The sequence below is a fragment of the Streptomyces sp. AC627_RSS907 genome (assembly GCF_019049165.1).
Genome location: NZ_JAGMUE010001242.1, coordinates 1 through 610 on the forward strand (window position 1 = coordinate 1; position 610 = coordinate 610).

Below are 610 nucleotides of genomic sequence, written 5' to 3' on the forward strand. Positions count from 1 at the left end.
GTCTCCCCCATGCCGGAGGCCATGCCGGCCTTCTCGGGCGGCACCACGCCGATGGTGACGGCGGCGCGGGGCGGGTTGAACAGGCCCATGCCGATGCCGGTGACGACCATGCTGGGCAGCAGCGCGGTCCAGGAGCTGTCCGGCTCCACCAGCGTCACCAGGCCCATGCCGGCGGCGATGAAGCCGATGGACAGGCCCACCAGCAGCCCCGGCGGCATGGTCTGGAGCAACCCGCCGGTCAGGGCGGCCACCACGAACAGCGTGAGCATCATCGGCATCAGCCGCAGGCCGGTCTCCCAGGGCGAGAAGCCGAGCACGTTCTGGATGTAGGAGATCTGAAGGAAGACGGCGGCGAGGCTGGTCGCGTTGGAGAGGAAGGTGGCCACGCAGATGCCGCCGAAGGTGGGGATGCGCAGCAGGCTCAGGTCGAACATGGCCCGCTCGCCGAGGTGTCGCTCGATGGCCACGAAGGCGATCATGAGCACGAGGGCTCCGGCGAAGGCCGCCAGGATGGGGCCGCTGGTCCACCCGGAGGACTCGCCGCGCAGGAAGCCGAGCACGAGCAGGGTGAGCGACGCCGCGAAGGCGACCATGCCCCACCAGTCGACGC

General features: G+C 70.3%; 1 protein-coding gene. It reads right to left on the reverse strand.

The window, feature by feature from the left end:
- A partial coding sequence (locus tag KUM32_RS41280; protein ID WP_254406794.1) for an MFS transporter occupies positions 1-593 on the reverse strand: 593 nt, incomplete at its 3' end.
- Positions 594-610: the final 17 nt, after the last annotated feature.